This window comes from Limnofasciculus baicalensis BBK-W-15 (assembly GCF_024178385.1).
In the GTDB taxonomy this organism is placed as follows: domain Bacteria; phylum Cyanobacteriota; class Cyanobacteriia; order Cyanobacteriales; family Coleofasciculaceae; genus Limnofasciculus; species Limnofasciculus baicalensis.
Map to the genome: position 1 here is coordinate 1 of NZ_JAMZMM010000575.1, position 2,679 is coordinate 2,679.

Here is a 2,679-nt window from a genome sequence, read left to right on the forward strand (position 1 = left end):
GATCTCGTCGATGCCAATGGCGCGCGGCGCCGGCATCCCGGCGCGCCGGACCTGCCTTGAGCGTCGCCGCTGTCACGAAGCCAGGAAAGGAGAACAACTCGCGAAGGTTACGCCCCGTCTTCATCAGGAAATCCCACAGCACACAGTCAGAGCAGGAAACCGCCGACCTTCCGCAGCCGAAAGATGGCTTGAATGACGACGTGACAGCAACTACTGGATGCCCGAACAACCCACACGATTCCGCGACGAGCCATTTCCTGGAAGTGGTTGTCCCGGTCTTCGTCGACTCTCCAGCTGGAGGGAGGCGCCTACCACGGCGCACTTCAGAACCTCCCAAATTTTCCCAATGCTACTTCCGAGAACCCAAACGTACTTATCTTTCGCACGCTGCACTGACACACATCCTAATTGCCGATCAAGACACCAAGTAGGATTGCGTGTCAAATCCGCCGATAAAGGCCACCCATCCTGAATGCGTCGGCATACCATCCGCATACTGTAGTGCACACTCCCACTCCCCCGCGACACCTATTTCAATTTTCACTCTTTCCGTCGCCTTACTAAACAGCTCATAACCAAATCCACATTGTAAAATTCGAATTGAATTATTCGCACCAAGAGAAGAGGAGACATAATGCACTGCATAATCCGTAGATAATTAGATTATTAAAACGGATTCAATTTCGCTTGCTTGCTGATGTGTAAGCGTCCCGGCCACAACAGAGAGCCCCTCGAGAACGGATTGCAGTTCAGCCTGACTTATCGAGGTCCATCCGCCACGAACCAGGCCACGAGTCCATTCAATGTCAATGATGTAAGCAAATAGAGGTGCCCACTCTCTTTGGCAACATCCATCAATCTTCGTATTTCCTCAGTATCAACGGGCACTATCAATTGATGGACCCCTGTGGAATGTGGAATTTGAATCCGCTGCCCTGCCAGTACCCAGGCCCGGTTTCATGACCTCCCGCAACCGTGCTGAAGGCTTAAACAACAATCCCCGCCAGCGCGGGGATTGTCGTTTCGGCGGACTAGATCAGCACAGAGCCAGGAAACCGTCAGTTCATCGGAGAAGTGCTCGCGATGCCGTCGGAGATTTCCTAGAAGTGGTTGTCCCGGTCTTCGCTCAGAGCGCGGGGACTGTTGTTTGAGCGGACTGCATCAACACAGAGCCAGGCAACCGTTAATCAATCGGAGAAGCGCTCGCGAGAGAATCGGGGTTTTCCGAGGGCTGGTTGTCCTCGTTCTCGGGAGTAGGCGATCTCCTAGAAGTGGTGGACCTGGACTGCGCAGCTGTCTGGACTGCGCAGCTGCCTGGACTGCGGCCTGGATCACGCCTAAATCCCACCAAGGAGGCGCTCAATCTCCGAACCGTGCGCTGAGAAATCACCATAAACATCAGTGGCCGCATTGAACAGCGCCTGATTTTCGGAGACGTACTTCACTGCTTCACGCACAACTCCCATGTTCGCCCGTATTCCTGCCGGGCACGTTTGCGCCTTTTCTTCAATCAAGCGAAGAAATGAGCTTGCCAAATCAGGAGCAGTCGACTCATTTATTGGACTGCTCATAACAAATTTTGCAAGACATCTGATGTAGAACACAAACGGCCTCAACGGCATCCAGCGAATTCCATCTACCATCGCTATTGGAGCCCTGGAAAACCGCGACTGAATCTCTTCACAAGATTTCCCAAAGTAGTCCCTGTAGGAAGCTAATAAGTCGAGATCATCTTCGGGCAATTCTCCCCAATCACGCGCTGTCGGTATAGGAAGCGGAATCTCTTTAGTACTACGAGGCTTTCCCATTAAGTACAGTTCCTATTGTGCTCTTTTTTCAGGTTTTCCAGCCGCCTTTCCCAGTCTGCTATTTTCTGAACATGCCGACCGGGAAACCATAGTGCATCCCACGCCCTGTAGCGGAAAATGACAGCCTTAGCGTGATGTATGTTCCGAGACAGCGGGCCACAGCCGCTGCCGGGATCTGGCGGCATAACCGAAAGCCCCTTCATTATTTCGTACTCAGCCTGCTTCTGTTTTTCCTGCTGAGGCGTAAGGACTCTCTGCGACGCCCAGCCTTCTTCTTCATAAATAGAGAACCTTACTTCACGCAGTAAGGCGTGCACTCCATACCCTGTTACGGTAGCGGCAGCAGCTATAAGCGTTACTCTAATGGTGACTCTAATAGCTAGAGCTAGCGCCGCTGTCGCAACACCATTTCCAAGAGCAAGCGCAGACCTTCCTGACGGATCGACGTAAACCGCAGGGTTGTCGTTTGCATAGAGATATTTGTGAAGTGATGCCGGATCATTCCCGACACCTGCGAAAGTATCTTGCTGCGTAAATCGCCCCACACGCGGGTCCATGTAGCGAGCCCGCAGGTAATAGAACCCCGAGTTGGGATCCAACTGCTCTCCGGTGTACAGGAAGTTGTTGTCGCTAGTCTGCTGCGAAGCCGCCGCGTCGATTTCGCCGAATGCTTCGAACGTCGTCTTGTCAGTAACCGAACCGGCTTCGTCGGTCAGCAATCGCGTGCTGCCCAGCCCGTCGGCGTGGTAGTAGCGCAGCCCCGCAGGAACGCCGGGATTCGATCCGTTTGCAGCCACGGCCGGCGTGTAGCGCCTGACCCGATCATCCCCCACCGCATACAACGCCTTGACGCTCAACGCACCGCTGCCGC

Annotated in this window: 2 protein-coding genes; both read right to left on the minus strand. The window is 53.8% G+C overall.

Going from position 1 to position 2,679, the window contains the following annotated elements; all coding sequences use genetic code 11:
• Positions 1-1,337: 1,337 nt before the first annotated feature.
• On the minus strand, positions 1,338-1,808 hold the full coding sequence (locus tag NJ959_RS28280) for a hypothetical protein (RefSeq protein WP_254015094.1): 471 nt from the start codon (positions 1,806-1,808) through the stop codon (positions 1,338-1,340).
• Positions 1,808-2,679: RHS repeat-associated core domain-containing protein (locus tag NJ959_RS28285; protein ID WP_254015095.1), on the minus strand; the 872-nt coding region annotated here is incomplete at its 5' end. The genes NJ959_RS28285 and NJ959_RS28280, both read right to left, overlap by 1 nt.

Excerpts from the sequence above, each read along its gene's own strand:
- NJ959_RS28280 (WP_254015094.1), bottom strand. The coding sequence starts at position 1,808 with ATGGGAAAGCCTCGTAGTACTAAAGAGATTCCGCTTCCTATACCGACA.